Origin of the sequence: Rhizobium sp. CCGE531 (assembly GCF_003627795.1) — a bacterium.
Taxonomy (GTDB): domain Bacteria; phylum Pseudomonadota; class Alphaproteobacteria; order Rhizobiales; family Rhizobiaceae; genus Rhizobium.
The window spans coordinates 3,542,986-3,569,733 of record NZ_CP032684.1; the positions used below are offsets into that span (position 1 = coordinate 3,542,986).

Genomic DNA, 26,748 nt, shown 5'->3' on the forward strand with positions numbered 1-26,748 from the left:
ACGACGCGGCGGGCTCAGCTGGCGCGGCGCATGCGCGAGCGCGGCATGCTCGTCTGATCCTCGAACAGCGAGGCAAGCTGCTCCGTCATCGCTCCGGCCAATTCGTCGGCATCGACGATGGTGACGGCGCGGCGATAGTAGCGTGTCACATCGTGGCCGATGCCGATCGCCAGCAATTCCACGGGCGAACGCGTCTCGATCTGATCGATCACGGCGCGCAGATGCCGCTCCAGATAATTGCCCGGATTGACCGACAGCGTGGAATCATCGACCGGCGCACCGTCCGAGATCATCATCAGGATACGGCGCTGCTCGCGACGTCCGAGCAGGCGGTTATGCGCCCAGATCAGCGCCTCGCCGTCGATATTCTCCTTGAGCAGGCCCTCGCGCATCATCAGCCCCAGATTGCTGCGCGCCCGTCGATAGGGCTCGTCCGCGGCCTTGTAGATGATGTGGCGCAGATCGTTCAGCCGCCCCGGCGTCTGCGGCTTGCCGCTGGCAAGCCACCTCTCGCGCGCCTGTCCGCCCTTCCAGGCCTTGGTGGTGAAGCCGAGGATCTCGACCTTGACGCCGCAGCGCTCCAGCGTGCGCGCCAGAATGTCGGCACAGGAGGCGGCAACCGTGATCGGGCGGCCGCGCATCGAGCCGGAATTGTCGATCAGCAGCGTCACGACCGTATCGCGGAACTGTGTATCGCGCTCCATCTTGAAGGACAGCGCCTGCGTCGGATCGATGATCAGGCGCGGCAGGCGAGCCGGATCGAGATAACCCTCTTCCAGATCGAAGTCCCAGGAGCGGTTCTGCTGCGCCATGAGGCGGCGTTGCAGGCGATTGGCGAGACGTCCCACAGCGCCCTGCAGATGCGCGAGCTGCTTGTCGAGGAAGGCGCGCAGGCGCTCGAGCTCGGCCACGTCGCACAGCTCCTGTGCCGTCGTGGTCTCGTCGAACTCCTCGGTATAGACGTGATAGTCGACCTTCTCGTTGAAATCAGCAAAGGGCGTATTCGGACGGCGGGTTTCACCCGGCGTTTCCGAATCTTCCTCGCCTTCTTCGCTCATATCGTCGTCGGAGATTTCGCCGCCGTCTTCGGTCGCGCCGTCGTCCATCTGCTCGTCGGAGGCTTCGCTATCCTCCGCCGGTGCGGCGTCGGCGCCCTCGTCTTCCTTGACGTCGTCGTTATCCTGGTCCTCGCCGCTCGGCTTGTCCTCTTCGCTCTGCTGATCGTCGCTGTCGGGCTCAGACTGCTCGTCGCCATATTCCTCGGCCATCTCCATGGCCGTCAGCATATTGCGCACGATACGGGCGAAGCTTTGCTGATCGTTGATGGACGAAAGCAGATTGTCGAGATCGCCGCCGGTCTTCTCCTCGATGAAGGGGCGCCAGAGATCGAGCACCTTGCCGGCGCTTTCCGGCGGCTTCTGGCCGGTCAGCTTCTCGCGCACGATCATCGCCATGGCTTCGCCGATCGGCGCATCCTCGCGCCGTTCGATGCCGGAGAAATTCGCCTTGGCGTATTTCTCCGTATTCATCGAGTTGATGTTGGCGGCAACGCCGCTCATGCGCAGCGAGCCGATCGATTCGACGCGCGCCTGCTCGACCGCATCGAAGATGCTGCGGGCATCGGCGCCCTGCGGCGCCATGACGGCATGCACGCGGGCATCGTGACAGGCGAGCCGCAAGGCCATCGAATCGCCCAAGCCCCGCGTCACCGCAAGCTCGTGAGCCGTCGGCCGTTTCGAAAGCTCCGGCAGGCGGATGCGCTCGCCGGTCATGCCCGGGCGTTCGTTGGCAAAAGCCACCTCGACCTCGGCATCGCCGGCGATCGAGCGGACACAGCCGGTGATCGCCCGGCGCAACGGCTCCATGTCCATCGGGGCGCCTGGCTTCGCTTTGGAATTATCTCCGCGACCTGACATGATGTGTCGGCTTTTCCTTAGGCTTCGAGCACGATGTTGGCGGCACTTTCCTTCAGCTCGACGCCGAAGGCGCGCTGATAGTGCTCGGCGACCAGCGGCCGCTCCAGCTCGTCACACTTGTTGAGGAAGGTGACACGGAAGGCAAAGGCGATATCGCCGAAGATCTCCGCATTCTCGGCCCAGGTGATGACCGTACGCGGGCTCATGACGGTCGACAGATCGCCGTTCATGAAGGCCGCGCGCGTCAGATCGGCGACGCGCACCATCTTGGAGACGGTATCGCGGCCCTTCTCGGTACGGAAGGACTTTACCTTCGCCAGCACGATATCGACTTCGTTGTTGTGTGGCAGGTAGTTCAGCGTCGTCACGATCGACCAGCGGTCCATCTGCGCCTGGTTGATCTGCTGCGTGCCGTGATAAAGGCCGGTCGTGTCGCCGAGGCCGATCGTGTTGGCGGTTGCGAACAGGCGGAAGGCCGGGTGAGGACGGATGACGCGGCTCTGGTCGAGCAGCGTCAGGCGGCCCGAGGATTCCAAGACGCGCTGGATGACGAACATCACGTCCGGACGGCCGGCATCGTATTCGTCGAAGACGAGGGCGACGTTGTGCTGATAGGCCCAAGGCAGGATGCCGTCCTTGAATTCGGTGATCTGCAACCCGTCCTTGACGACGATCGCATCCTTGCCGACGAGATCGATACGGCTGACATGGCTGTCGAGATTGATGCGCACGCAAGGCCAGTTGAGGCGGGCTGCGACCTGCTCGATATGCGAGGACTTGCCGGTGCCGTGATAGCCGGAGATCATCACGCGGCGATTATGGGCGAAGCCGGCGAGAATGGCGAGCGTGGTCTCGCGGTCGAAGAGATAGTCCGTATCCAGATCGGGTACGTAGGCGCCGCCCTTGCTGTAGGCCGGAACGCGGATGTCGGAATCAATGCCGAAAACCTCACGGACCGAAACGGTGGTGTCGGGGATCTCGGAAATATCAAGGTCAATCTTGCTCATCATGTCTCCAGGGCGGGTGGCTCTCACCCTGCCGTATCAATCTCAGCCGCCTAATCCGATACGCCGCAGCATTTTTGCCCGCATCCGTTCGGTCGGAACAACGGCGATACTTCTGCGGGACTAAAGCAAAATCTCGGCGCGATAATATGATCGCTTGCGAGCATCCTTGAACAGAGTCCCGGACAAGAAACGCCGCGTCCGGAAAGTTGGCCGAGGTGCAGCCAGCCAAATGCGCACCCTGCCGCGGTTGCCCGCAGCTTCAGCCGATTTGGACCATACCTGATTGAAGGCGGAGAGCAAGGACAGGAATTAACAAAAACCGTTCTGTTTCAATAATTGATAGGCCTGAATGACCTCGCGAAAACGTTCCTCCGACCCGCGGTCGCCGCCATTGGCATCGGGATGGTGCATTTTCACCAATTCCTTGTAGCGGCGCTTGATTTCCAGCGCCGTGGCGGTGGCGCCAAGCCCCATCGTATCGAACGCCTTCGCTTCCAGCGTCTTCAGCTTGCGCTGCTGCGGGAAGCGCGGGCCTCGACCCTGTCCCTCCCCCTCCTTGACGAAGCCGAAGGGATCGCGGACGCGGGAATAGGAGCCGGAGCGGATATCGGATTGAAGCGGGCTGTTTTTGGCAGCCTTGTTGACGCCTACAGTCCAGGTCGGACGATGGCCGGTGATGGCTTCCTTCTGGTAGCGCGCGATCTCCCCATCCGAGAGGCCGGAGAAATAATTGTAGCCCTTGTTGTATTCCTTGACGTGCTCGAAGCAGAACAAAAAGAACTGCCCTTCCGCATTGCGCCCGACGGGAGCGCGATGCGTACCGTGCTTTTCGCAGCCGTCCCACTGGCATGTCGGCGGGCCTTGCTCAGGCTCCTGCGCGCGCTTGCGACGGGTGCGAATGCGATCGAAATATTTTGAATCAAGTCTCATGGCGCCCTAATTATGGGGCCTTGGTTACCCCACAACAAGAATTGACAAACAGGAATGTTATAGGCTTTGTGGGAGCCTTTTTTTCGAGAGCGAGGTCGACGCGGGAATATGGAAACGACACTGCAATCCCGCATTGAGCGGAAGCTCAGAGACGCTTTCGCGCCCGAGCGCCTTGCCGTCATCAATGAAAGCCACCTGCATGCCGGCCATCAGCCCGATATGACGGGAGCCGGCGAGACCCATATAAGAATTCGCATCGTCTCCGCCAAGTTCGCTGGCATGCCGCGCCTGGCGCGCCACAGGGCCATCAATGAATTGCTGAAGCCGGAACTGGATGCCGGCCTTCACGCGCTGGCCGTGGAGCCGGCAGCACCCGGCGAAGCGGTTCGCTGGTAGTCTGATTGCCGCTGGCAACGGATAACGCGGCCGAGCCATCCCCCCAACGGTGCGTTATGCGCCGACAAAACTGAAAAGCGGCGCCATATTGCCGGTGTCTGCCGCCCTAAGAGCGTGGATATAAGCGCTCCGCCGTTCGTTATCGGCCTGCAGATCCACACCACTTGCCCACTCGATCGGCGGATGCCCGAAATAATCCCAAAGAAAAATGTCAGCCGCTATCCGGGCGTGGCGACCGTTTCCATTCGGGAACGGATGTATCCGTACCATTCTGTGATGAAAGCGGGCGGCCGCCTCCTTCGGCGGAAAAACCGAGTGCTCCGCCCAATAGCGCGCATCGTCCAGGAGAATCCGAACCTGAACAGATATTTGAAGAGGGTCGATGCCAATATTTTTCTCAATCAGGCGATAGGTCCCGGCCCATATCCAAACATCACCAAACAACCTCTTGTGCAGCAGCCTCGCAAACTCGCCCGTCAAAATGTCCCCTGTCCGCCGTCGGCCGACCCATCGAAGACCAGCCGTGATATTGGCGCTTTCAAGCTCATCAAGTTGAAGACGAGTCGTGATATGCTTGAATTTCAGTCCCTCGACGTCGTCAGCGTCAAGCGGTGTCGCGCCCTCAGGCTCTTGAAACATCACTCAGTCGCCCAGAGATCCGATGGTCTTTTTTCCGCGATTTCCCTGGCCAGACTCTCGATCTCCTCGTTGAGAGCATCTGGTTGCAAAGCCTGTTTCTCCAAGGCCATATGGGCATTCGTCCGATGGATCACCGATCGTGCCTTCATCCGTGCCTGATCCATGATCATCACTTCGACGGAGCCGTTCGGCACGATGCCATAGACGAAACGCCCTCCCATCGCTTCCGCAAGCTTTTCCATCTGCCCGATGGAGATCGCCTTGGAACGCTCATTCTGTTCTGCTTGATAGATCGAGCCACGGCTTACGGCCAGCCGATCGGCGAGCTGCTGCACGGACATTCCCAACGCCTTCCTCACCGTGGTTATCCAGCCTTCAGACGGCACGTCGCTCAAGGGCTGGTTCACAGCCATGTCGACCAGTCGAATATATTGCTTCGCCACGGTTTTCTTAATGTTCATTGGCCAGCCGCCGATATTTTATGTCTATCTATAACTAGACATTTATATCAAATTTGTCCAGTTACAAGGATACAAACAAGAAAGAAATGTACAGCTATAAATGACAAATCACGGCATGGATGGCGAGGTTGGCGCTGGAGACAATCGATCCTGATCGCCAAATCTAGTTCGGCTTCACCTCTTCCGTCTCGGCAGGGCGGATGCGCAGCTTGGTGATGCGGTTCTTTTCCCGCTTCATGACGATGAAGCGCTTGCCGTAGAAGGTGAAGGCCTGACGCTCTTCCGGGATGGTCATCGATTCGTGGATGACGAGACCGGCGATTGTCGTTGCCTCCTCGTCGGGCAAATGCCAGTCGAGAGCACGATTGAGGTCGCGAATCGGCACGACGCCATCGACGACGATCGAGCCGTCGGCCTCCTGCCGCACGCCCTGGATGTCGAGGTCATGCTCGTCGGCGATATCGCCGACGATCTCCTCCAGAATGTCTTCCAGGGTGACGATGCCCTGCACCTCGCCATATTCGTCGACGACGACGGCGAAATGCTGCTTGCGGCGCAGGAAGGCGTTGAGCTGGTCTTCGAGGTTAGTGCTGTCGGGCACGAACCAGGGCTTTTGCGCGATTTTGACGATGTCGAGATTTTCCGGTTCGACATTTCGCTCCGCCAGCGCCCGCAGCAGATCCTTGGCATGCACGACGCCGATGATGTTGTCGATGGTGCCGCGCCAGAGCGGCATGCGCGTGTAGGGACTGTCGAGAATGGCGCGCACCACCACCTCGGGCGGATCATCGGCATTGATGGCGCGCATCGCCGTACGGTGCACCATGATGTCGGAAAGCTCCAGCTCGCCGAGATCGAGCACGCCGCCAAGACGGTCGCGGTCGGCCTTGACGACCGAACCTTCGCGATGAAGCAGATCCACGGCGCCGCGCAGCTCCTCATGCGCCGACAGCATCGACACTTCCTTGGAGAGGTTGATGCCGAAAATGCCGAGAATCAAGCGAACGATGGCGTTGACGAAACTCGATACCGGGCCGACGACAGCGACAAACAGCCGCACCGGCGCGGCCACGTTGAGCGCAAAGCGATCCGGCGTCGAAATCGCCCAGCTTTTCGGCAGCACCTCGGCGAAGATGACGAGGATGACGGTCATCGCAGCCGTGGCCAGCGCCACGCCAGAATTGCCGAACAGGCCGAGGAACACGCTGGTCGCCAATGACGACGACAGAATGTTCGCGAGATTGTTGCCGATGAGCAAGGTGCCGATCAGCCGGTCGCGGCGCTCGATGAGGCGGCGCACGACGCCGGCGCTTTCGTCGCCATTGGCCTCCAGCGTGTGGATTCGCGTCCGGGAGACCGCGGTCAACGCCGTTTCCGAACCGGAGAAGAATGCCGACAGCAGCACGAGCACGATGATCGAGGCGATCTCGGGCCAATATTCGAACAATATAGCCAGCGTGCTTTCGACCGTCATCAGGGATGTTTTTCCTTCAGGAAGCTCAAGACCTCCGAGGACGGCACATCGTCCGCAACGAAGGACTGGCCGATGCCGCGCGTGAGGATGAAGGTGAGCTTGCCGCTCTTGACCTTCTTGTCCTGCGCGATCGCATCCATCAGCGTTTCGGCCGGCGGCAGCTCGCCGGGGATATCGCCCATCCGGGTCGGCAGGCCGACGGCCTTCAGATGCGCCTCGACGCGCTTCGCATCGTCGGGACTTGCGAGATTGAGGCGTGCGGAAAATTCATGCGCCAGCACCATGCCGATCGCCACGCCTTCTCCATGCACCAGCCGGCGGCTGTCGTAAGCGGTGGCCGCTTCGAGTGCGTGGCCGAAGGTGTGGCCGAGATTGAGCAGAGCCCGAGGACCATTTTCGCGCTCGTCGGCGACGACGACATCGGATTTCGCCTGGCAACTCGCCGCGATCGCCTCGATACGAGCAGCACCACCCGAGAAGACTTGCCTCCAGTTCGCCTCGAGCCAGGCGAAGAAATCCGGCTTGTCGATCAGGCCGTATTTGGCGACCTCGGCGTAACCGGCGCGGAATTCGCGTTCGCTGAGCGTATTCAGCACATCGGTATCGGCAAGCACCAGATCCGGCTGATGGAAGACGCCGACGAGGTTCTTGCCGTGATGGGTGTTGATGCCGGTCTTGCCGCCGACCGACGAATCCACCTGCGACAGCAGCGATGTCGGCACCTGGACGAAACGAACGCCTCGGCGCACGATGCCGGCGGCAAAGCCTGAGAGGTCGCCGATGACGCCGCCGCCGAGCGCGATCACCGTATCGTTGCGCTCCACGCGCGCGGTCAGCACCGCGTCGCAAACGGTCATGAGATGCTCGAAGCTCTTGGTCTTTTCGCCGGCCGGCAAGACGAGGCTGGAGGCATGGATGCCCGCAGCTTCGAGACTTGCGATCAATGCATCGAGATAATGCGGCGCGACGTTTTCATCCGTAATCACGGCGGCCTTGCGGCCCGTCAGCCGCGCGGCGATTTCGCGACCTGCGCGGGCGATCAGGCCGGGGCCGATCAGGATGTCATAGGCGCGCTCGTCGAGAGGCACGCGCACGAGACGCTCTGCGGAGGCCGGTGTGATCGCATTCATGGCACTTTGCTTTCTTTTGTCTTTCCGTCGACGATGGCGGCAAGGACTTCCTTGACCATGACGTCCTTGCTCACATCACGGGAGAGAACCGTAAGATCGGCTTCCGCATAGATGGGGTAGCGCGCATTCATCAGGTTCTCGAGGGTCTGTTTCGGATTCTCGGTCTTGAGCAGAGGGCGCGTGTCCCGCTTGTTGACCCGGTCCCACAGCACGTCGAGATCGGCCTTCAGCCAGACGGAAAGGCTGCCGCGCTTGACATGCAGGCGCGTGCTCTCGTTGATGAAGGCGCCGCCGCCCGTCGAGACGACACGCGGCCCGCCCTTGAGGAGACGCTTGATGACGCGCGTTTCCAGCGCCCGGAACTCCAGCTCGCCATAAGCGGCAAACAGTTCGGCGATCGTCATGCGCGACACGCGCTCGATCTCGACATCCGTATCGACGAAGGGAATGCCAAGCTGCTGTGCCAAAAGCCGGCCGACCGAGGATTTGCCCGCACCCATCAACCCCACGAGGACAAGATTGCGCTGACCCAGCGCAGCGCGCGCGCTGTCTTTAAGGCTTTTGGCAAGGGTCAGGACTTGTTCACTCATCGGCCCATTCACAATTTCTTTGGAAACGGTATCGTCAAATGCACCGGTAGCGTCAAGACGCCGCTATCGTAAACATGTCTGCAATATCCTTCAGCTAACGCTTGGCGAACATGATTGTTGCTCGTCGCCGGGCCGATGAAGGAGAGAAGGAGAGTTTTCGAATGCCAACCCTGTTTCGCTTCCTTGTCATCTGCGCGGTCATCGCCGGATCGATATATGGGGCGATGTGGGCACTCGTGCTCTTTGTCGATCCGCAGCCGCGCGACGTGACGATCCGCATTCCGCCTGAGCGCCTCAACCCGCCGACAACAGGCTCGCTGAAACCATGAGCACACCGGCCGTGAACGCAAAAACCGGCGCGCGTGATCTGGGGCGAGCGCACCTGGAAGCCTTCCTGGAGATGATGAGCGCCGAGCGCGGCGCGGCGGTCAACACGCTGCAGTCCTATCAGCGCGATCTCGACGACCTCCATTCCTTTCTGTCCGGGCAGGGTGTCCGCCTGACGGAAGCCGGCGCCAACGATCTCGGCGCCTATCTTTCCAGCCTGTCGAGCCAGGGCTTCAAAGCCTCGTCGCAGGCGCGGCGGCTCTCCGCCATGCGGCAGTTCTATAAGTTCCTCTATGCGGAAGGCCTGCGCACGGACGATCCCACCGGAATTCTCGATGCGCCCAAGAAAGGCCGCGCGCTACCGAAGACGATGGGCGTCGACGAGGTGACGAGGCTTCTGACCCAGGCCGAGCAGGAAGCAGCGGCTAACGGACCCGACCAGCTGCAGCGCCTGCGCATGCTGGTGCTTCTGGAAATGCTCTACGCGACCGGCATGCGCGTCAGCGAGCTCGTCTCTCTGCCGGCAAAGGTGCTGGATCAGGAGGGCCGCTTCCTGATGATCCGCGGCAAGGGAAACAAGGAACGGCTGGTGCCGCTGTCGCACTCCGCCATTTCGGCCTTGAAGTCCTATGGACGGTTGCAGACGGAGATTGCGGCGAATGCCAAACAGCCCGCGCCGGAGAGCCCATGGCTTTTCCCCGCTGCCTCCAAGCAGGGCTACCTGCCGCGCCAGGTCTTCGCGCGCGATCTCAAGGATCTTGCCATCCGCGCAGGCCTGAGACCCTCGATGATCTCGCCGCATGTGATGCGCCATGCCTTCGCGAGCCATCTTCTGGCCAATGGCGCGGACCTGCGCGTGGTGCAGGAACTTCTCGGCCATTCGGATATTTCGACCACGCAAATCTATACGCACGTGCTGGAAGAACGCCTTCATCAGCTGGTGCAAACGCATCACCCCCTTGCCAAACAGGCAAAAAAACAGGATTAGGACCGGCATACAGGCTAAAGCCGCCGTCTCTCGTCACGGGCAAAAGGATCGGAAACGCATCTCATGCACAATTATCTGGACTTCGAAAAACCCATCTCGGATCTCGAAGGCAAGATTCACGAGCTCAAGAAACTGGCGAGCGAAGACGAAAGCATCGACACATCGGACGAAGTCGGGCGGCTTGAAATCCGCGTCCGCGAGGCGATGGCCGATATCTATTCCAAGCTCAATGCCTGGCAGAAGACGCAGGTCGCTCGCCATCCGCAGCGCCCGCATTTCGTCGATTATGCCAGCACCCTCTTCACGGAATTCACGCCGCTGGCCGGCGACCGCAAATTCTCCGAGGATGCCGCCATTCAGGCCGGCTTCGCCCGTTTCCGCGGACAGCCCGTCGTCCTCATCGGCCAGGAAAAAGGCAACGATACCAAGAGCCGCCTGAAGCACAATTTCGGCAGCGCCCGGCCGGAAGGCTATCGCAAGGCGATCCGTATCCTTGAAATGGCCGACCGCTTCCAGCTTCCGGTCATCACGCTTGTCGACACGGCCGGCGCCTATCCCGGCGTCGGTGCGGAAGAGCGCGGCCAGGCGGAGGCGATTGCCCGCTCCACCGAGATGTGTCTTGGCGTGAAAGTGCCGATCGTTTCCCTCGTCATCGGGGAAGGCGGCTCCGGCGGCGCCATCGCGATTGCCGTCGGCAATCGCGTCTACATGCTCGAACATTCGATCTACAGCGTGATTTCGCCCGAAGGTGCGGCCTCGATCCTGTGGCGCGATTCAACGCGCGCAAAGGAAGCCGCGACCAACATGAAGATCACGGCCGAAGACCTCAAGGGCCTCGGCATTATCGACGGCATCATCCCCGAGCCGCTCGGTGGCGCGCACCGCGATCCCAACACGGTGATAGCCTCGGCCGGCGACACGATTGCGAGCGCGCTCGGCGAGCTTTCCAGCCGTTCGGGCGAACAGCTGCGCAACGACCGGCGCCAGAAATTCCTCTCCATGGGCCGCAATCTCTAACCGGCCTTCGGAAAAAGTGATCGCTGAAAACGGGAATGAGGCCAAACCTTGGCCACATTTCCGTTATCGAAGCTGTTATGGCAAAGAAAAGCTTGCCGACGCGCTGCGGGCAGGTCATAGGCTGGTAAGGAATTTTCAAGTATAAACCGTCTATGATTCCGTTTCATGCTTCGAGGGGAGTGGCGAAACAGATCAAGCTGCCGCTCTTCGCATTTATGGGCTAAGTCAGAATGCGCATCCGTCACCTTGCCTATGCCTCATTGATGGCGCTGTTACTCGCCGGCTGCAACGATGCGCTGGACACGGCGTCGGTTGACCTGTCGATGGTCAAGAACAAGGTCGAACAGCCGCTTCCGAGCCATATCCTCGCCGATATGACCAAGAAGGGCATGGACCGCAACTCGCCGATCATGATCCGCATCTTCAAGGAAGAGGGTGCGATGGAGATCCTGAAGGCGAACCAGAACAATCGCTTCGAAGTCATCGCGGATTACAAGATCTGCGCCTGGTCCGGGCGCCTGGGTCCGAAGGTGAAGGAAGGCGACAGGCAGGCGCCGGAAGGCTTCTACATGCTGACGCCGGCCAACCTGAACCCGAATTCGAAATACTACCTCGCCATCAACACCGGCTTCCCGAACCGCTACGACGCCGCCAATGGCCGTAGCGGCGCCAATCTGATGATCCATGGCGCCTGCTCTTCGTCCGGCTGCTATTCGATGACCGACCAGCAGGTGCTGGAAATCTACGCCTTCGCGCGCGACGCCTTCAAGGGCGGCCAGAAGGCAATCCAGCTCGAGGCCTTCCCCTTCCGCATGACTGCGGAAAATATGTGGAAGCACCGCCTCAGCCCCAATATCGACTTCTGGAAGATGCTGAAGGTCGGCTACGACAATTTCGAAGTCACCAAGCGGCCGCCCGAGGTCGAGGTCTGCGAGAAGAAATACGTCTTCAACCAGCAGGCCAGCGGGCCATTCAACGCCGGCGGCAAATGCCCGGTCATGACTACGCCGCCAGCCCTGCAGGTGGCGCTTGCGACCTACGACAAGCAATACCAGGCCGATTATGCCATCGCCACGAAGAAGTACGACGGTGTCGCCTGGTACGATCCGACCGAAGCCGAGCGCAAGGCCGTCGTCGCCAAGCAGCGCAAGGGGCACGATCTTGCCTATGCTCCCACAGGCACCGCACTCGCCGCCGGCAAGATGATGAAGGTTGCCGATCTGGAATCGATGACATCCAACCAATCGGCACAGCAGATTGCGCGCGGCGGCACGGTAGCGAGCCCGACGGCTAATCCCTCGACTGCAAGCATCCGCGTAGCAAGTGCGGCTCCCGAGACGACCGCCCAGCAGCCGGGCGGCCCCGTGGTAGCGGCCAATATTCCGGCCAATGTGCCGATCCCCATGGCGAACCCGATGAGCCAGGCCGTCAATCCACTCGCCTATGCGCCGCCTCCGCCTGTCGAGACCGCGCAGACCGAAGCCAAGAAGCCGCCTTTCTGGAAGTTCTGGGCCAAGAGTGAATAGCTCGGATGACGGGATCTATGATCTGCGTGGGCTGAAATGCCCCTACCCGGCGATCAAGACGGAAAAGCGCCTGCGCGGCATGGACAGCGGCGCGACGCTGACCGTCGAGACGACCGACCCGCTGGCCGCCATCGATATCCCGCATCTCTGCAATGAGAAAGGCCACACGCTTCTCGTGAACGAAAAGACGGAAAGCGGCCATCGCTTCGTGATCCGGAGAGGCTGACGGCCGGGACCATCCTCGTGGTTCGAGAGTCGCTTCGCTCCCGCCTCACCATGAGGATGGAGCGAGTCCGGGTGTACCTTGGCACGCCTAATGCCGTTCTCCGATAATAGGTGCCAAAGCACAGAGATCAGCCTCACCCTGAGGTGGCCCGCAGGGCCCTCGAAGGGCGAGGCGGGTTGTTTGGCCCCATCAACGGAGGCTAAAACCGCATCCCCGGCACGGCGAGCGGATTGTCCTGCAGCGCCGCCCTGTCAGGCGTATCGACGCGCGGCTTGCTGAGGAAGGCGTCGAAGAGGCCTTTCACGAAATCTTCCGGCAGGTCCTTGGTGATGATCACCATGCGTGTGCGGCGGTCTTCCGGATCGGGCCAAGCCGGCAGCCGCACCGGCGGATGGAAGATGTTCTGCACGCCATGCAGCACGACGGGGCGCTCCGGTCGGTCGGACACGGCAACGATCGCCTTCATGCGCAGCAGCTTTTCGCCGTGCGCGGAACGAAGGAGATCGATGAACATTTCCAGCGCCATCGGGTCGATCGGCTGGGTCTCGACGATCGAAAAGGATCGGATCGAGGCGTCATGGCGGGTCACATCATGGCTGTGCTGATGCCGGTGGCCGTGGTGATGTGCATGATGGTGATGTCCATGATCGCCGTGATGGTGGTCATGATCATGGTCGTGGTGATCGTGATCATCATGGTGATGATGATCGCCGTCCGCCTCCAGCTCGTCCCGCAGCCAGCGGCCGACATCGGCGATCTTCGAAGCCGGGTCATAAAGGCCGTTGACGAGAATGGCGGCGCGTCCCGCCTCGTCGCTATCGGCATTCAGGATCTGCGCGCGCGGATTGAGCGCCCTCAGCCGGCTCTCCAGCTGGCCTTCGGGCACAGCGCCGGCGATCCCGGTCTTGGAAACGATCAGCCGGTCGGCAACCGCCACCTGCTTGCGCGCCTCTTCGTGATTGTCGAGCGTCTGCAGGCCGTTGACCGCATCGACGACGGTGATGACGCCATCGAGGTCGAAATTGTTGGCGATGATTGGATTGCCCATGATCGACTGCATGACGGGAGCAGGATCGGCAAGGCCGGTCGTTTCGATGACGACGCGCTTCAGCGGCCGGATGCGGCCGGTCTGCATGGCGTCCATGAGGTTCGCCAGCGTATCCACCAGCTCGCCGCGCACCGTGCAGCACAGGCAGCCATCGGAAAGCTCGATGATGGAATCGCCGGAGCTTTCCACCAGCAGATGATCGATACCGACATCGCCGAACTCATTGATGATGACGGCCGCATCGCGCATGTCCCCGTCCTTGAGGATGCGGTTGAGCAAGGTCGATTTACCCGCTCCGAGAAAGCCGGTCAGGATGGCAACCGGCACTCTTTGCTGCGAAACGCTCATGGGTGATATCCGATATCAGAAAGTGGGACGCGGCATCGGGATCGGCACACTGGACGCGCCGCCGGAAATGGCGATTTTGTTGTCCCTGGTCGCCTTGTCGCCTCTTGCCGTGACATCGTCCTTGTCGCCTTTGACGGCGGTCGCGACATCCTGGCCGCCGATCAGGCCGGCATAGACGAAATTGGGGTCGTGATCCATTTCATGGATATAGGGCGACTGTACCTTGGTGCGGCCGAACGGGTCGCGGGTTTCGCTGCGCGCCTGCGCGCCCTTGGTGCTGCAGATGTCGGCGGTGACATCGGCGACATCGGCTGCAAGCGGCGCGTCGGGTCTGAGCGTCGCCAGCGTGTCGCGGGTCGACAGCTGGTTCTGGAAACCCTTTTCCAGGAAATTGGCGGAATCGTCGGCGCGCGCCGCCAGGCTATCGGTTCCGAGAACGACCGAGATCAGCGTACGGCCGTTGCGGGTTGCCGATGCGATCTGGTTGAAGCCGGACGCGCAGATGAAGCCGGTCTTCATGCCATCGGCGCCGTCGAAGCGGCCGATGAGCATATTGATGTTCGGCACCTGCTTCACGCCGTTGGTGAAGCCTTCGAGCGAGAAATAGCCGGCATATTGCGGAAACTCGCGGCGCAGCGCCACACTCAGAATGGCAAGATCGCGCGCCGTTGTATATTGCCCCTTGCCGGGAAGGCCGTTCGGATTGATGAAATGCGAGTCGCGCATGCCGAGGCGGGCGGCTTCCGCATTCATCCGCGCCACGAAGCCCTGCTGCGAACCGCCGACGGTCTCGGCAACGGCCATGGCAAGATCGTTGGCCGATTTGACCAGCATCATCTTCATGGCATTGTCGAGCGTCATCTTCTGGCCCGGCTTGAAATACATCTTCGCCGGCGGCTGTGCCGCTGCAAGCTTCGACATGACGACGGGCGAATCGAGCCTGACCTGGCCGGACTGGATGGCCCGGAACGTCACATAGGTCGTCATCAGCTTGGTGAGCGAAGCGGGATACCAGCGGCGAAACGCCTCCTGCTGGTCGAGCACGCGCCCGGTGCCGACATCGACGAGAATATGCGGATTGGCTCCGGCCGTTTGCGCGGTCGACAGGAAAAGCATGGATGCTGCTGCGGCCATAGGGGCGAGCCGCAGGGCGGCATACAAACGATTCTGCTTCGTCGGCACGATCTATCCTTCAGAAGTCCGGAATTTTCTCGAAAGCTTCGTCTATTTAACCTATATGGCTAGGAGAAGGCAAAGCGATTGACGACTTTTTTCCCGTTAGCACGCCGCAAAGGCCCCGATAAGCTGGCCAAAGCCGTGCGACGGATCCGTGAGTTGAACCAGAATCGATATTGAGCAGCAGGAAAATCAGCATGCCGATCTTGAACAGGGCCGCAGAACTCCAGGGCGAAGTGACCGAGTGGCGCCGCCACATCCATGCGCATCCGGAACTCCTCTATGCCGTTGAGAATACGGCCGCCTTCGTGGCCGAGAAACTGCGCTCCTTCGGCGTCGACGAGGTGGTGACCGGCATCGGCCGCACCGGCGTCGTCGGCCTGATCCGTGGCAAGGGCGAAGGACGAACGGTCGGCCTGCGCGCCGATATGGACGCCCTGCCGCTGACCGAAATCACCGGCAAGCCCTATGCTTCCGAAACGCCCGGCAAGATGCATGCCTGCGGCCATGACGGCCACACGGCCATGCTCTTGGGCGCTGCGAAATACCTCGCCGAGAACCGCACCTTCAACGGTAATATCGCCGTCATCTTCCAGCCGGCCGAAGAAGGCGGCGCCGGCGGCGACGCCATGGTCAAGGACGGCATGATGGAGCGCTTCAAGATCGCCGAAGTCTACGGCATGCACAATATGCCGGGCCTGCCTGTCGGCCATTTCGCCATCCGCAAGGGCGCGATCATGGCGGCGACCGACGAATTTACCGTCTCCATCAAGGGGCTCGGCGGCCATGCCGCCATGCCGCACAAGACGATCGATCCGATCGCCATCGGCGCGCAGATCGTCTCCAATTTGCAGCTCATCGCCTCGCGCAGCACCGATCCGCTGAAATCGGTCGTCGTCTCCGTCACCAAATTCAATGCCGGCAACGCACATAACGTCATCCCGAACGATGCGAGCCTTGCCGGCACGGTGCGCACGCTCGATCCCGAAATACGCGACCTGGCCGAACAGCGCTTCAAGCAGATCGTCTCCGGCATCGCCGCCACCCACGGGGCGGAAGCCGAGATCGAATTCCAGCGCAACTACCCGGTCACATCAAACCATGCCGACGAGACCGATCACGCGATCGCGGTCGCTCAAGAGATCGCCGGCGCGGGCAATGTCATCCGGGATATCGACCCGATGATGGGCGGCGAGGATTTCTCCTACATGCTGAACGCCCGCCCCGGCGCCTTCATCTTCGTCGGCAACGGCGACAGCGCCGGCCTGCACAACCCCGCCTACGACTTCAACGACGAAGCCATCGCCCACGGCATCTCCTATTGGGTGCGCCTCGCCGAGCAGCGCCTCAACGCCTGAGGCACCCCCATCATTCTCCGTGCGCCCACCAGGGCGCGCGGCACCGCAAAAGCGAATTGTCCCTAGGACGTAAAAGGGCTTGGCTTCGCGCCTTTGCTTTTGTATGGATCATCTCGAGTGGTCTCGTAGCTCAGCAGGATAGAGCACCAGATTCCTAATCTGGGGGTCACGCGTTCGAATCGCGTCGAGATCACCATTTTCCATCCTCACTGATGACCGCGTGATCGAGATTGGAAGAACATCAAACTTCAGCGCGTGCGAACGATTTAACCCTTGTTGAGCCAAGCCTGCTCAATTTACGGGGCTTTGAACAAGCGCTCATGCGCGGTTGGTCGCCCGATCCACGGCGCCAGCATGACAAGTCGTTTATCGAAACTGAACTGACGACACTCCGGAAAGACAGATCAGCTTTCCTCACCCGTACTATATCGAACGAAATCGTCGCCACAGCGGTATCGAATCGGGAACCTCAATGCCTTATTGCCCGCCCGTTCTGGATCTGGGATGGAGGCTTTTGCGGCTACATTACATTGCGTTATCTGGCTGGAACGACCCAACTGCCCTTACACGTGCCGGGTCATGTGGGCTATTCGATCGTCCCTTGGAAACAAGGACGAGGGTACGCAACGCAAGCACTGCTGCTTCTATTGCCTGTCGCAAGGAAGGCTGGCTTTGCCAATATCAGCATCGTCTGCAACGAAGATAACTTCGCCTCGAAACGCGTTATCGAGAAAGCGGGAGGCGTGCTTTGCCGGACGGGCACCCACGCATCGGATTCTCCAATCGTATCGAAACTATTCTTCGATCTGCCGACTCATTTGTAATTGAACGCATCCGGATGGTTCCCCAGACTGCCGGTCAGCGCTGCGTAGAGGACCGTCTTGCCGTTGATCCAATCCGGCACCCGTGGCCTTTCGCCATCGCCTTGAAGGCAGCGCTCGCGGCTGGGTCCGAGGCGATTTCGCGGAATGTTGTGGGATGATCTTGCGCGGATGCACCGATGGCGGCGAAGATGCCCAGCATTGCGACGGCCGCCATTATCTTTCTCATATATTTCACCTCGATAACCGGGGTAATCGCATGTGAGGCACATCGGTGCCGCACATCCCTTCTCCCCTCGGGGAGAAGGTGGCCCGAAGGGTCGGATGAGGGGGCTGGCCGATTTGAATGCGGGAATTTTCGTGCTCTTGGCAGGCGCCCCCTCATCCGCCTATCGGCACCTTCTCCCCGAGGGGAGAAGGGGGGACGCGGCAACGACCTCATTTCATATGCGATTGCCCTACCTCAAGAACGGAGTACGCCCGTAAATCCCCATCGGGCGCAGCATGAACGCGAACTCAAAGCCCGGATATCACCCCACCGCAATCCTATTCCTAACCAGCCTGACGCCGCGGATCGATTCGGCGACTGCGGTCGCCCGCATCACCTCCTGCTGCGTTGCGACCGAGCCGTCCAGGCGGATTTCCTGGCCCGCGGCAGTCACCGTGACATCGGAAGCATCGATTCCGCCGGCAACGGCGAGCGCATTGGCAACCGCGGATTCCAGGGCCGAGCGCCTGGCCTGTTCGTTTTCCAGATAGAGCTCCATGCCATGAAATGTTGCCGCCTTGAAAACCATCCATCACTCTCCGCATTCGAGTGGTCGGAAAACGCAGCACTTTGCATTTGGTTCAACAGAACCTCGAAAAATATTACTAAATCGGCTATTTCACCTTTTGCGTGCATATTCAACACGATGCAGTTACACGGCTGCGGACTTGCCGCTCCGGGCAATCCCCTGTAGAGCCTTGGGGGAACAGCAGCAAATGCGGATACCTGAATGAACACCGGCAGCAAGGCACGTCGCCGCCTGACGATATTGGGTTCGACCGGCTCCATCGGCCAGAATACGCTCGACGTCATTGCCCAGCTGGGCGGGCGCGACGCCTTCGACATCGCCGCCATCACCGGCCATGACAATATCGGCCTGTTGGCCGAGCAGGCCAAGGCGTGCGGTGCCGCTTTCGCGGTAACCGCCAATGAAGAGCGCTATCAGGAGCTGAAGAGTGCCCTGGCCGGGTCGGGCATAGCCGTCGGCGCGGGCAAGAACGCCTTGATCGAAGCCGCCTCGATGCCTTCGGATTGGGTGATGGCGGCGATCGTCGGCACCGCCGGCCTTGCGCCGACGCTGGCCGCCGCCCGCCGCGGCGCCGATATCGCGCTCGCCAACAAGGAATGCCTCGTCTCCGCCGGCGATCTTTTCGTGCGCGCCGTTGCCGAAGGCGGCGGCCGGCTGATCCCGGTCGACAGCGAACACAGTGCCATTTTCCAGGCGCTGGAAGAGGATCAGCAACACGCTGTCGAGCGCATCATCATCACCGCATCCGGTGGCCCCTTCCGCACCTGGACGCGCGAGCAGATGGCCAATGTTACGCCTGCGATCGCCCGCGCCCATCCCAATTGGTCGATGGGCTTCAAGATCTCCATCGGCAGCGCCTCGATGTTCAACAAGGCGCTGGAGATGATCGAGGCCAAGCACCTGTTCAATGTGCGCCCCGATCAGATCGAAGTCGTGGTCCACCCGCAATCCGTCATTCACTCGATGGTCGGCTATACGGATGGTTCCGTGCTGGCGCAGCTCGGCTGTCCGGATATGCGCACCGCCATCGGCTATGCGTTGACCTACCCCGCCCGCACGAAGCTCAGCGTCGACCGGCTGGATTTCGCCAAGCTCGCCCGACTTGACTTCGAGGCGCCGGACGAAGTTCGCTTCCCGGCTCTGCGGCTTGCCCGCACGGCGCTGGAACGCGGCGGCCTGCAGGGCGCGATCATGAATGCGGCCGAAGAGATCGCCTTCCATGCCTTCGTGGATGGCCGCATCGGCTTCCTGGAAATGGCCGATATCGCCGAAGCCGTCATGGACGAGATGATCGCGACCGGCAGCGCCGAAACCATGGATGCCGTCTTTGCGGCGGACGCCGAGGCGCGCGGCCGTGCCGCCGTGCTCATCGCCCAGCGGGACAAGGCGGCCTAAGCAATTCCAGCAAAAGTGCGAAGCGGTTTCGCATCTGGAATTGCGTGAAAGCAAATAAAACATCATCGCCCACAGCGCTTTGCGGAGAGATCACTGCATGTCCCTTCATCTCGAAACTCCGCTTCTCGAATCCGCCACGCTGAGCCAGGCATCGGGACGCTCCATCTGGTTGAAAATGGATGCGTTGCAGCCGCCCGGCTCCTTCAAGATCCGTGGCATAGGTGCCGCCTGCGAACACCATGCCCGAAACGGAAAGCGGCGCTTCGTGTCCTCCTCCGGCGGCAATGCCGGCATTGCGGTCGCCTATGCCGGCCGTCGCCTTTCGATCCCGGTCTCGGTCTTCGTTCCCGAGACGGCGACGGACCGGGCGAAGTCGCTGATCCGCCAGGAGGGAGCCGAGGTCTTCGTGCACGGCGCTTCGTGGCAGGAGGCAAACGAACGCGCGCTTCAGGCCGTCGATGCGGAAACCGCATTCATCCATCCCTTCGACGATCCGCTCCTCTGGACCGGCCATGCGACGATGATCGACGAGGCCGTCAGGGCCGGCTTCGCCTTCGACGCGGTCGTTCTTTCGGTCGGCGGCGGCGGATTGATGGCTGGCGTCTCGGAAGGGCTCGATCGCAACGGCCTTCAGCATATTCCGATCATCGCCGCCGAAACGGAGGGCGCTGCCTCGCTGGCAGCTTCGGTCAAGGCCGGCAGACTGGTGGAACTGCCCGGCATCACCAGCATCGCGACATCGCTCGGCGCCCGAAAGGTCTGCCAACGCGCCTTCGACATCACCCAAAACAGGCGGGTCGATTGCGTCACCGTCAGTGACCGGGCTGCCGTCGACGCCTGCCTGCGCTTCCTCGACGATCATCGCGTCCTCGTGGAGCCCGCTTGCGGCGCCGCATTGGCCGTCGCCTATGCCCATGCCGATCGGCTGGCGCGCTTCGAGCGCGTGCTGGTGATCGCCTGCGGCGGAGCGACTGCTACCCTCAAGCAGCTGCAGGCCTGGCAAACATCCCGATCGCTGCCAGGCGTCGAGCATGGACGCTCTTCGATGTGGTGGGTTTGCTGAGGGATAAACGTAAGCCTATGCCTACGCATATATTTCCGAATATCCCAATGGGAAGGAGCCGTGCCCGTCAAATTCGGCACGGCAGACTTCAGAAAGCCGCCCCTTACGCGACAGCCCGCGCAAGCGCACAGCGCGACCACAGCGCATGCAGCGCACCGACCAGCTGCTCGATATCGCCATCCGAATGCAGCGGCGTCGGCGTGATGCGCAGGCGCTCGGTCTTCTTCGGCACGGTCGGATAATTGATCGGCTGGACGTAGACGCCGGCGTCGAGCAGCAGATCCGAAATCCACTTGCACTTGGCGGCATCGCCGACCATGACCGGCACGACATGGCTCGGGTTAGGCATGTGCGGAATGCCGGCGGCATCGAGCTGCGCACGCAGCTTGCGCACGCGATCCTGATGGCGCATGCGTTCGAACTGGCTGACCTTCAGGTGCTGGATGGAGGCGACAGCGCCCGCAGCAAGCGCCGGCGGCAGCGAGGTCGTGAAGATGAAGCCGGACGCGAACGACCGGATGAAATCGCACAGCGCGGTCGAAGCGGCAATATAGCCGCCCATGACACCGAATGCCTTGCCGAGCGTACCTTCGATCACGGTCAGGCGATCCATCAGTCCCTCGCGCTCGGCAATGCCGCCGCCGCGCGGGCCGTACATGCCGACGGCATGGACTTCGTCAAGATAGGTCATCGCGCCGTACTTGTCGGCGAGGTCGCAGATTTCCTTGATGGGGGCGATATCGCCATCCATGGAATAGACGCTCTCGAAAGCGATGAGCTTCGGCGCCTTCGGATCGGCAGCCTTCAGCTTGGCTTCGAGATCGTGCAGGTCGTTATGCTTCCAGATGACCTTGTCGCACTTCGCATAGCGGATGCCTTCGATCATCGATGCGTGGTTGAGCGCGTCCGAGAAGATGATGAGGCCGGGAATGCGCGCGCCGAGCGTGCCGAGCGTCGCCCAGTTGGAGATATAGCCCGAGGTGAAGATCAGAGCCGATTCCTTGCCGTGCAGATCGGCGAGCTCCTGCTCGAGCAGAACATGGTAGTGGTTGGTGCCAGAAATATTCCGGGTGCCTCCCGCACCCGCGCCACAGTGATCTATGGCTTGCTTCATCGCCTCGATCACTTTCGGATGCTGGCCCATGCCGAGATAGTCGTTGGAGCACCAGACGGTCACTTCCTGAGGGCCATTGGCCGTATGCCGGATTGCGCGGGGGAAATTGCCACGGCGGCGTTCGAGATCCGCGAAGACCCGGTAGCGGCCTTCATTGTGAAGACCTTCCAGCTCGCCCTTAAAAAATGCTTCGAAATCCATCATCTGCTCCAGTACCGTGCGACCGTTTTCGAGAATGCCGGTTCGCACGTCAACCCCTCGATATTGCTTTCACGCCCCGCTGCGGCAAATGGCCCCTAATTTTGAACAATTCCAGACAAGAATAACCATTCACGTCAAATTGACAATCCAAACCGTGCTGGAAACACTCTCTCCGGAGCGAGGGGTAAACCCCATCGCTCCGGTGTTTCTCTTGGCTCACCTATGCTGCGGCCACGGCGCGCTTTGCCATGACCTTGACCAGGTTGGCGCGATATTCGGCCGTCGCATGCAGGTCGGAGAGCAGCGAACCGGGATCGACGGTCACGCCTGCAACCGCCTCCGGCAGCCAGTTCGCCGCAAGCGCCTGTTCCATATCGCCCTGGCGGAAGACGCCATCCGCACCGGCACCTGTGACGGCAACGCGCACGCCGCCCGCATTTTTGGCGACGAAGACCCCGGTGATCGCATAGCGCGAGGCCGGATTGCGGAACTTGGCGTAGCCCGCCCTTTCCGGCGCGTCGAAGGCAATCGACGTGATCAGCTCGGCGCCTTCCAGCGCCGTCTCGAACAGGCCCTGGAAGAAGTCGTCGGCCGCGATCTGGCGGCGATCGGTGACGATGGTGGCATTCAGCGCCAGCATCGCCGAGGGGTAGTCCGCCGCCGGATCATTGTTGGCGACGGACCCGCCGATCGTGCCCATGTGCCGGACATGCGGGTCGCCGATCATGCCGGCAAGCTCGCAGAGCGCCGGACAAACCGCGCGGATCGCCGCCGAAGAGGCGACCTCCGCATGGGTGGTCGCCGCCCCGATCGTGACCCTGCGGCCATCAACCCGTATTCCTTTGATCGAAGGGATATGCCTGAGATCGACGAGATCGCTCGGCGAAGCCAGGCGCTGCTTCATGGTGGCGATCAGCGTCATGCCGCCGGAGACGTATTTACCCTCGTCCGTGTTCGACAGCAGCTTGACGGCTTCGTCGACCGAAGAGGCGCGATGGTAATTCGTTGCATACATTGTCCTATCCTCCTCTCGTCTCAGGCCGTAGCCTGCGCCGCTTCCCACACCTTGAGCGGCGTGGCCGGCATGGTCAGCGTGTTGTTACCGATGGCGTCGGTGATGGCATTCATCAGCGCCGGCGGCGAGCCGATGGCGCCCGCCTCGCCGCATCCCTTGATGCCGAGCGGATTGCTCGGGCACGGCGTGTTCTGGTGCGAAAGCTGGAAGGACGGCAGATCGTCGGCGCGCGGCATGGTGTAGTCCATGAAACTTGCCGTCAGGAGCTGGCCGTTCTCATCGTAATGCACGGCTTCCAGCAGCGCCTGGCCGATGCCTTGCGCGATGCCGCCATGCACCTGTCCCTCGACGATCATCGGATTGATGATGTTGCCGAAGTCGTCGGCCGCGACGAACTGGATAATTTCGGTCTTGCCGGTTTCCGGATCCACCTCGACCTCGCAGATGTAGCAGCCGGCCGGGAAGGTGAAGTTCGCCGGATCGTAGAAGGCGGTTTCCTTCAGACCCGGCTCCATGCCGGCGGGCAGGTTGTGCGCGGTGTAGGACGCCAGCGCCACCTGGAACCAGGGCAGCGATTTGTCGGTGCCCGCCACCTTCACTTCACCATTCTCGATGACGATATCGCTTTCGTCGGCCTCCATCAGATGCGCGGCGATCTTCTTTGCCTTCGCCTCCACCTTGTCGAGCGCCTTGACGACGGCGGACATGCCGACGGCGCCCGAGCGGGAGCCATAGGTGCCCATACCCATCTGCACCTTGTCGGTATCGCCATGGACGATGGACACGCTGTCGATCGGCACGCCGAGCCGGTCGGCGACGAGCTGCGCGAAAGTGGTCTCATGTCCCTGCCCGTGGCTGTGCGAGCCCGTGAGCACTTCGATCGTTCCGACGGCATTCACGCGCACCTCGGCCGATTCCCACAGGCCGACGCCCGCGCCGAGCGAACCCACAGCTTGCGACGGTGCGATGCCGCAGGCCTCGATATAGCAGCTCATACCGATGCCGCGCTTCATGCCGCGGCCGGCCGCCTCCGTCTTGCGGGCGGGGAAGCCAGCCCAATCCGCCTGCTGCATGGCGGCATTGAGCGAGGCTTCGTAGTCGCCGGCATCGTAGTTCATGATGACGGGTGTCTGGTAGGGGAAGGAACGGATGAAGTTGATCCGTCTGAGCTCCGCCGGCGAGACGCCGAGCTCACGCGCTGCCGTCTCCACCGTACGCTCGAGCAGATAGGTCGCCTCCGGCCGTCCCGCCCCGCGATAGGCATCGACCGGCACGGTATTGGTATAGACCGTGCGGACATTGGCGTGGATCGCCGGAATGGCGTACTGGCCCGACAGCAGCGTCGCATAGAGATAGGTCGGCACTGCCGAGGAGAAGAGCGACATATAGGCGCCGAGATTGGCGATCGTATCGACCTTCAGCGCCGTCATGCGGTTCTGTGCGTCGAAGGCCATCTTCACCTTGGAAACATGATCGCGGCCATGCGCATCCGTCAGGAAAGCTTCGGTGCGGTCGGCCGTCCACTTGACCGGCACGCCGGTCTTCTTCGATGCCCAGAGACAGACGATTTCTTCCGGGTAGATGTAGATCTTCGAGCCGAAGCCGCCGCCGACGTCAGGTGCGATGACACGCAGCTTGTTTTCCGGCGCGACATTGTAGAAGGCGCTCATGACGAGCCGCGCCACATGCGGGTTCTGGCTCGTCGTGTAGCAGGTATAGTGGTCTTCGGCCGCATCATAGATGCCGAGCGTTGCGCGCGGCTCCATGGCATTCGGCGAAAGCCGGTTGTTGTAGATCTCGATCTCGGTGACATGTGCGGCCTCGGCGATCGCCTTGTCGGTCGCCGCCGCATCGCCAAGTTCCCAGTCGAAGATCAGATTGTTCGCCGCTTCCGGATGGATCTGCGGCGCGCCCGCTTTCAGCGCATCCGCCGCCTGGACGACGGCAGGCAGTTCCTCATAGTCGACAACAACGGCCTCGGCCGCATCGCGGGCCTCGCCGAGACTGTCGGCAACGACGATGGCGACGGCATCCCCGACATAGCGGACGGTGTCGACCGCTAGGGGTCGCCAGGCGCCCATATTCATCGGCGACCCATCCCTGGAATGGATCATCCAGCCACAGATCAGGTTGCCGATGCCATCATCAAGCAACTGCTTGCCCTCGAGCACGCCGATCACGCCAGGCATGGAAAGTGCCGCCGTCGTGTCGATGCTTTTGATCTTTGCATGCGCATGCGGGCTGCGGACGAAATAGGCATATTTCATGCCCGGCGTCACCATGTCGTCGGTGTAGCGCCCCTTGCCCGTCAGAAATCGCTTGTCTTCCTTGCGCGCCACACGCGCACCAATGCCTTCAACGCCCATCACATCCTCCATCGGGGTTGCGGGCCTGGCACCACGCCAAGACGACGATCATCGGCGTTCGCCAGACGGTCTCGGTGAAACTCTATTCAGCCGCTTGGCTGGCGGCATTCATCTCGGCATTGGCTGAAAGCACCGCCTTGACGATATTGTGATAGCCGGTGCATCGACAGATATTGCCCTCGAGCTCGCTACGAACAGTCTTTTCATCCAGTTTGCCGCCATGACGGTTGATCATGTCGACCGATGTCATCACCATGCCCGGCGTGCAGAAGCCGCATTGCAGGCCATGATGTTCCTTGAAGGCGGCCTGAACCGGATGCAGCTCACCATTGGCGGCGAGACCCTCGATGGTTGTGATCTTGGAGCCGGAAGCCTGAGCGGCCAGGATCGCACAGCTCTTCACCGACTTGCCATCCATATGGACGACACAGGCGCCGCACTGGCTGGTATCGCAGCCGACATGGGTTCCGGTCAGGCCGAGTTTTTCCCTGATGAAATGGACAAGCAGCGTGCGATCCTCACACTCGCCGCTGACCGAACGGCCGTTCACCGTCAAAGTCACTTTTGCCATATTTTCCTCCTCGCCTCTCCTCCAGAGGCAAGGGGCATCATTTGACTTTTTTGAAGTCCAATCAACCTCTACTTTAGAGCGGTCGCGGATTTTCTGTTTCGCGCACGCCGTTTTACTCTCCGGACGCGGAGCTGCCTTTGTTCGGCAACAAAAAAACTATTGGCAACCAATGGACAATCATATTTTGCACGATATTTTCTACACGTGCAGGACTGAAAGACAGCCCATCGCGGTGGAGCTGAAGAATGGGACGACGTTGGCCGGGGTTCGGCTTAACTAACGTTGGAGAGAGTAAATGAAAAAAGTTCTTATGCTCGCATTGGTCGGCTTGTCTATCGCAAGCTGCACGCCGACCGAACAGGGCGCAGGCATCGGTGCAGCATCCGGCGCCATCATCGGCGGCGCAGTCACCGGCAACGTCCGCGGCGCCGCAGTCGGCGCAGCTATCGGCGGCGTTTCCGGCGCCGTCATCGGCAGCGTCCAGGAACAGCCCGGCCAGTGCTACTACCGCGACCGCTACGGTCGTCGCTACATCGACGATTGCCCGCGCGGCGGCTATCGCGGTGGCTACGGCGGCTACTGATCGATCCTCTATCGAAATTTCGAAAGTCCCGGACGGCAAGTCCGGGACTTTTTGCTTCCGGCTGGCAAAGGGGCTTTGCATCGACGCCAGCTCGGCCCGCCGCATGGCCGGGACAACCCACGGGCGCTGCGTTTCAGGCCACGCGAATATATGGAAACTATGCGGGAAACCTCGGCGTTTCACCCATTATTGGGCATCTTTTCCACGTTTTTGACTCCAAAAAGGTACACCTGAAAGATTTTTGCCTCTATGGTGGCCGCGCGTT

At 61.2% G+C, this 26,748-nt stretch carries 26 protein-coding genes and 1 tRNA gene; 12 read left to right on the forward strand and 15 right to left on the reverse strand.

Annotated elements, in window-relative coordinates:
* Positions 1–14: 14 nt before the first annotated feature.
* From cobT to CCGE531_RS17290, 3 genes are all read right to left on the reverse strand, one after another.
* The gene (gene cobT, locus CCGE531_RS17280) at positions 15–1,916 is read right to left on the reverse strand and encodes a cobaltochelatase subunit CobT (protein ID WP_120665440.1); all 1,902 of its coding nucleotides are present in this window, start codon (positions 1,914–1,916) and stop codon (positions 15–17) included.
* A gap of 17 nt (positions 1,917–1,933) precedes the next feature.
* Positions 1,934–2,923, reverse strand: a complete 990-nt coding sequence (cobS, locus tag CCGE531_RS17285) for a cobaltochelatase subunit CobS (RefSeq protein WP_120665443.1) — start codon at positions 2,921–2,923, stop codon at positions 1,934–1,936.
* Between the two features lie 309 nt (positions 2,924–3,232).
* Positions 3,233–3,853 (reverse strand): J domain-containing protein, encoded by a 621-nt coding sequence (locus tag CCGE531_RS17290; RefSeq protein WP_120665446.1) that lies wholly within the window; start codon positions 3,851–3,853, stop codon positions 3,233–3,235.
* A gap of 108 nt (positions 3,854–3,961) precedes the next feature.
* On the opposite strand from CCGE531_RS17290, the gene CCGE531_RS17295 reads away from it, so the two are divergent.
* Complete coding sequence (locus tag CCGE531_RS17295) at positions 3,962–4,249, forward strand: BolA family protein (RefSeq protein WP_120665448.1); 288 nt, start codon at positions 3,962–3,964, stop codon at positions 4,247–4,249.
* A gap of 54 nt (positions 4,250–4,303) precedes the next feature.
* Here the strand turns inward: CCGE531_RS17295 and CCGE531_RS17300 are convergent, their stop codons facing one another.
* The 5 genes from CCGE531_RS17300 to CCGE531_RS17320 form a co-directional block, all read right to left on the reverse strand.
* Entirely contained in the window at positions 4,304–4,888 is a 585-nt protein-coding gene (locus CCGE531_RS17300) for a mobile mystery protein B (protein ID WP_120665451.1), read from the reverse strand.
* Complete coding sequence (locus tag CCGE531_RS17305) at positions 4,888–5,349, reverse strand: mobile mystery protein A (RefSeq protein WP_120665454.1); 462 nt, start codon at positions 5,347–5,349, stop codon at positions 4,888–4,890. Before CCGE531_RS17305 ends, CCGE531_RS17300 begins: the two co-directional genes overlap by 1 nt.
* 163 nt (positions 5,350–5,512) lie before the next feature.
* The gene (locus CCGE531_RS17310; RefSeq protein WP_120665456.1) at positions 5,513–6,823 is read right to left on the reverse strand and encodes an HlyC/CorC family transporter; all 1,311 of its coding nucleotides are present in this window, start codon (positions 6,821–6,823) and stop codon (positions 5,513–5,515) included.
* Positions 6,823–7,953: a 3-dehydroquinate synthase gene (gene aroB / locus CCGE531_RS17315; RefSeq protein ID WP_120665459.1), complete on the reverse strand. Its 1,131-nt coding sequence runs from the start codon at positions 7,951–7,953 to the stop codon at positions 6,823–6,825. The genes CCGE531_RS17310 and aroB overlap by 1 nt, the downstream gene beginning before the upstream one ends.
* The gene (locus CCGE531_RS17320; RefSeq protein ID WP_120665460.1) at positions 7,950–8,543 is read right to left on the reverse strand and encodes a shikimate kinase; all 594 of its coding nucleotides are present in this window, start codon (positions 8,541–8,543) and stop codon (positions 7,950–7,952) included. The genes aroB and CCGE531_RS17320 overlap by 4 nt, the downstream gene beginning before the upstream one ends.
* 161 nt (positions 8,544–8,704) lie before the next feature.
* On the opposite strand from CCGE531_RS17320, the gene CCGE531_RS34295 reads away from it, so the two are divergent.
* The 5 genes from CCGE531_RS34295 to CCGE531_RS17340 all read left to right on the forward strand — a co-directional run bounded on the left by CCGE531_RS34295 (position 8,705) and on the right by CCGE531_RS17340 (position 12,627).
* Positions 8,705–8,872, forward strand: a complete 168-nt coding sequence (locus tag CCGE531_RS34295) for a hypothetical protein (RefSeq protein ID WP_162943920.1) — start codon at positions 8,705–8,707, stop codon at positions 8,870–8,872.
* Entirely contained in the window at positions 8,869–9,858 is a 990-nt protein-coding gene (gene xerD, locus CCGE531_RS17325) for a site-specific tyrosine recombinase XerD (RefSeq protein WP_120665463.1), read from the forward strand. Before CCGE531_RS34295 ends, xerD begins: the two co-directional genes overlap by 4 nt.
* A gap of 63 nt (positions 9,859–9,921) precedes the next feature.
* Positions 9,922–10,875, forward strand: a complete 954-nt coding sequence (locus CCGE531_RS17330) for an acetyl-CoA carboxylase carboxyltransferase subunit alpha (RefSeq protein WP_120665466.1) — start codon at positions 9,922–9,924, stop codon at positions 10,873–10,875.
* Between the two features lie 230 nt (positions 10,876–11,105).
* A complete protein-coding gene (locus CCGE531_RS17335) occupies positions 11,106–12,401 on the forward strand; it encodes a murein L,D-transpeptidase family protein (protein WP_120665469.1) in 1,296 nt (431 codons plus the stop codon).
* Positions 12,394–12,627: a sulfurtransferase TusA family protein gene (locus CCGE531_RS17340; RefSeq protein WP_120665471.1), complete on the forward strand. Its 234-nt coding sequence runs from the start codon at positions 12,394–12,396 to the stop codon at positions 12,625–12,627. The genes CCGE531_RS17335 and CCGE531_RS17340 overlap by 8 nt, the downstream gene beginning before the upstream one ends.
* A gap of 199 nt (positions 12,628–12,826) precedes the next feature.
* Here CCGE531_RS17340 and CCGE531_RS17345 read toward each other — a convergent pair whose 3' ends face one another.
* Complete coding sequence (locus tag CCGE531_RS17345) at positions 12,827–14,023, reverse strand: GTP-binding protein (protein ID WP_120665474.1); 1,197 nt, start codon at positions 14,021–14,023, stop codon at positions 12,827–12,829.
* A gap of 15 nt (positions 14,024–14,038) precedes the next feature.
* Positions 14,039–15,157, reverse strand: coding sequence for a D-alanyl-D-alanine carboxypeptidase family protein (locus CCGE531_RS17350; protein ID WP_205586505.1), 1,119 nt, complete (start codon positions 15,155–15,157; stop codon positions 14,039–14,041).
* A 239-nt stretch (positions 15,158–15,396) separates the two neighbouring features.
* On the opposite strand from CCGE531_RS17350, the gene CCGE531_RS17355 reads away from it, so the two are divergent.
* From CCGE531_RS17355 to CCGE531_RS17365, 3 genes are all read left to right on the forward strand, one after another.
* A complete protein-coding gene (locus CCGE531_RS17355; RefSeq protein ID WP_120665479.1) occupies positions 15,397–16,557 on the forward strand; it encodes a M20 aminoacylase family protein in 1,161 nt (386 codons plus the stop codon).
* A gap of 119 nt (positions 16,558–16,676) precedes the next feature.
* Positions 16,677–16,753, forward strand: a tRNA-Arg gene (locus CCGE531_RS17360).
* A gap of 34 nt (positions 16,754–16,787) precedes the next feature.
* On the forward strand, positions 16,788–17,381 hold the full coding sequence (locus CCGE531_RS17365; protein ID WP_245458892.1) for a GNAT family N-acetyltransferase: 594 nt from the start codon (positions 16,788–16,790) through the stop codon (positions 17,379–17,381).
* Positions 17,382–17,908: 527 nt separating this feature from the next.
* Here the strand turns inward: CCGE531_RS17365 and CCGE531_RS17375 are convergent.
* Positions 17,909–18,175 carry a BON domain-containing protein gene (locus CCGE531_RS17375; RefSeq protein ID WP_120665484.1) on the reverse strand — a complete coding sequence of 89 codons (267 nt, stop codon included), beginning with the start codon at positions 18,173–18,175 and terminating at the stop codon, positions 17,909–17,911.
* A gap of 201 nt (positions 18,176–18,376) precedes the next feature.
* On the opposite strand from CCGE531_RS17375, the gene dxr reads away from it, so the two are divergent.
* Together dxr and CCGE531_RS17385 are read left to right on the forward strand one after the other, a co-directional pair.
* A complete protein-coding gene (gene dxr / locus CCGE531_RS17380; protein WP_120665487.1) occupies positions 18,377–19,570 on the forward strand; it encodes a 1-deoxy-D-xylulose-5-phosphate reductoisomerase in 1,194 nt (397 codons plus the stop codon).
* A 97-nt stretch (positions 19,571–19,667) separates the two neighbouring features.
* Positions 19,668–20,633: a pyridoxal-phosphate dependent enzyme gene (locus CCGE531_RS17385; RefSeq protein ID WP_120665490.1), complete on the forward strand. Its 966-nt coding sequence runs from the start codon at positions 19,668–19,670 to the stop codon at positions 20,631–20,633.
* A gap of 103 nt (positions 20,634–20,736) precedes the next feature.
* Here CCGE531_RS17385 and hemA read toward each other — a convergent pair whose 3' ends face one another.
* From hemA to CCGE531_RS17405, 4 genes are all read right to left on the reverse strand, one after another.
* Positions 20,737–21,948: a 5-aminolevulinate synthase gene (gene hemA / locus CCGE531_RS17390; RefSeq protein WP_120666919.1), complete on the reverse strand. Its 1,212-nt coding sequence runs from the start codon at positions 21,946–21,948 to the stop codon at positions 20,737–20,739.
* A gap of 220 nt (positions 21,949–22,168) precedes the next feature.
* The gene (locus CCGE531_RS17395) at positions 22,169–22,963 is read right to left on the reverse strand and encodes a xanthine dehydrogenase family protein subunit M (protein WP_120665493.1); all 795 of its coding nucleotides are present in this window, start codon (positions 22,961–22,963) and stop codon (positions 22,169–22,171) included.
* Positions 22,964–22,983: 20 nt separating this feature from the next.
* On the reverse strand, positions 22,984–25,329 hold the full coding sequence (locus tag CCGE531_RS17400) for a xanthine dehydrogenase family protein molybdopterin-binding subunit (RefSeq protein ID WP_120665496.1): 2,346 nt from the start codon (positions 25,327–25,329) through the stop codon (positions 22,984–22,986).
* 82 nt (positions 25,330–25,411) lie between these two features.
* Entirely contained in the window at positions 25,412–25,900 is a 489-nt protein-coding gene (locus tag CCGE531_RS17405; protein WP_120665500.1) for a (2Fe-2S)-binding protein, read from the reverse strand.
* Between the two features lie 295 nt (positions 25,901–26,195).
* On the opposite strand from CCGE531_RS17405, the gene CCGE531_RS17410 reads away from it, so the two are divergent.
* Entirely contained in the window at positions 26,196–26,483 is a 288-nt protein-coding gene (locus tag CCGE531_RS17410; protein WP_113333910.1) for a glycine zipper domain-containing protein, read from the forward strand.
* The last annotated feature ends 265 nt before the right edge of the window (positions 26,484–26,748 follow it).

Coding starts and splice junctions, on each gene's coding strand:
- cobT (WP_120665440.1), bottom strand. CDS start 1,916: ATGTCAGGTCGCGGAGATAATTCCAAAGCGAAGCCAGGCGCCCCGATG.
- cobS (WP_120665443.1), bottom strand. CDS start 2,923: ATGAGCAAGATTGACCTTGATATTTCCGAGATCCCCGACACCACCGTT.
- CCGE531_RS17290 (WP_120665446.1), bottom strand. CDS start 3,853: ATGAGACTTGATTCAAAATATTTCGATCGCATTCGCACCCGTCGCAAG.
- CCGE531_RS17295 (WP_120665448.1), top strand. CDS start 3,962: ATGGAAACGACACTGCAATCCCGCATTGAGCGGAAGCTCAGAGACGCT.
- CCGE531_RS17300 (WP_120665451.1), bottom strand. CDS start 4,888: ATGTTTCAAGAGCCTGAGGGCGCGACACCGCTTGACGCTGACGACGTC.
- CCGE531_RS17305 (WP_120665454.1), bottom strand. CDS start 5,349: ATGAACATTAAGAAAACCGTGGCGAAGCAATATATTCGACTGGTCGAC.
- CCGE531_RS17310 (WP_120665456.1), bottom strand. CDS start 6,823: ATGACGGTCGAAAGCACGCTGGCTATATTGTTCGAATATTGGCCCGAG.
- aroB (WP_120665459.1), bottom strand. CDS start 7,953: ATGAATGCGATCACACCGGCCTCCGCAGAGCGTCTCGTGCGCGTGCCT.
- CCGE531_RS17320 (WP_120665460.1), bottom strand. CDS start 8,543: ATGAGTGAACAAGTCCTGACCCTTGCCAAAAGCCTTAAAGACAGCGCG.
- CCGE531_RS34295 (WP_162943920.1), top strand. CDS start 8,705: ATGCCAACCCTGTTTCGCTTCCTTGTCATCTGCGCGGTCATCGCCGGA.
- xerD (WP_120665463.1), top strand. CDS start 8,869: ATGAGCACACCGGCCGTGAACGCAAAAACCGGCGCGCGTGATCTGGGG.
- CCGE531_RS17330 (WP_120665466.1), top strand. CDS start 9,922: ATGCACAATTATCTGGACTTCGAAAAACCCATCTCGGATCTCGAAGGC.
- CCGE531_RS17335 (WP_120665469.1), top strand. CDS start 11,106: ATGCGCATCCGTCACCTTGCCTATGCCTCATTGATGGCGCTGTTACTC.
- CCGE531_RS17345 (WP_120665474.1), bottom strand. CDS start 14,023: ATGAGCGTTTCGCAGCAAAGAGTGCCGGTTGCCATCCTGACCGGCTTT.
- CCGE531_RS17350 (WP_205586505.1), bottom strand. CDS start 15,157: ATGGCCGCAGCAGCATCCATGCTTTTCCTGTCGACCGCGCAAACGGCC.
- CCGE531_RS17355 (WP_120665479.1), top strand. CDS start 15,397: ATGCCGATCTTGAACAGGGCCGCAGAACTCCAGGGCGAAGTGACCGAG.
- CCGE531_RS17375 (WP_120665484.1), bottom strand. CDS start 18,175: ATGGTTTTCAAGGCGGCAACATTTCATGGCATGGAGCTCTATCTGGAA.
- dxr (WP_120665487.1), top strand. CDS start 18,377: ATGAACACCGGCAGCAAGGCACGTCGCCGCCTGACGATATTGGGTTCG.
- CCGE531_RS17385 (WP_120665490.1), top strand. CDS start 19,668: ATGTCCCTTCATCTCGAAACTCCGCTTCTCGAATCCGCCACGCTGAGC.
- hemA (WP_120666919.1), bottom strand. CDS start 21,948: ATGGATTTCGAAGCATTTTTTAAGGGCGAGCTGGAAGGTCTTCACAAT.
- CCGE531_RS17395 (WP_120665493.1), bottom strand. CDS start 22,963: ATGTATGCAACGAATTACCATCGCGCCTCTTCGGTCGACGAAGCCGTC.
- CCGE531_RS17400 (WP_120665496.1), bottom strand. CDS start 25,329: ATGGGCGTTGAAGGCATTGGTGCGCGTGTGGCGCGCAAGGAAGACAAG.
- CCGE531_RS17405 (WP_120665500.1), bottom strand. CDS start 25,900: ATGGCAAAAGTGACTTTGACGGTGAACGGCCGTTCGGTCAGCGGCGAG.
- CCGE531_RS17410 (WP_113333910.1), top strand. CDS start 26,196: ATGAAAAAAGTTCTTATGCTCGCATTGGTCGGCTTGTCTATCGCAAGC.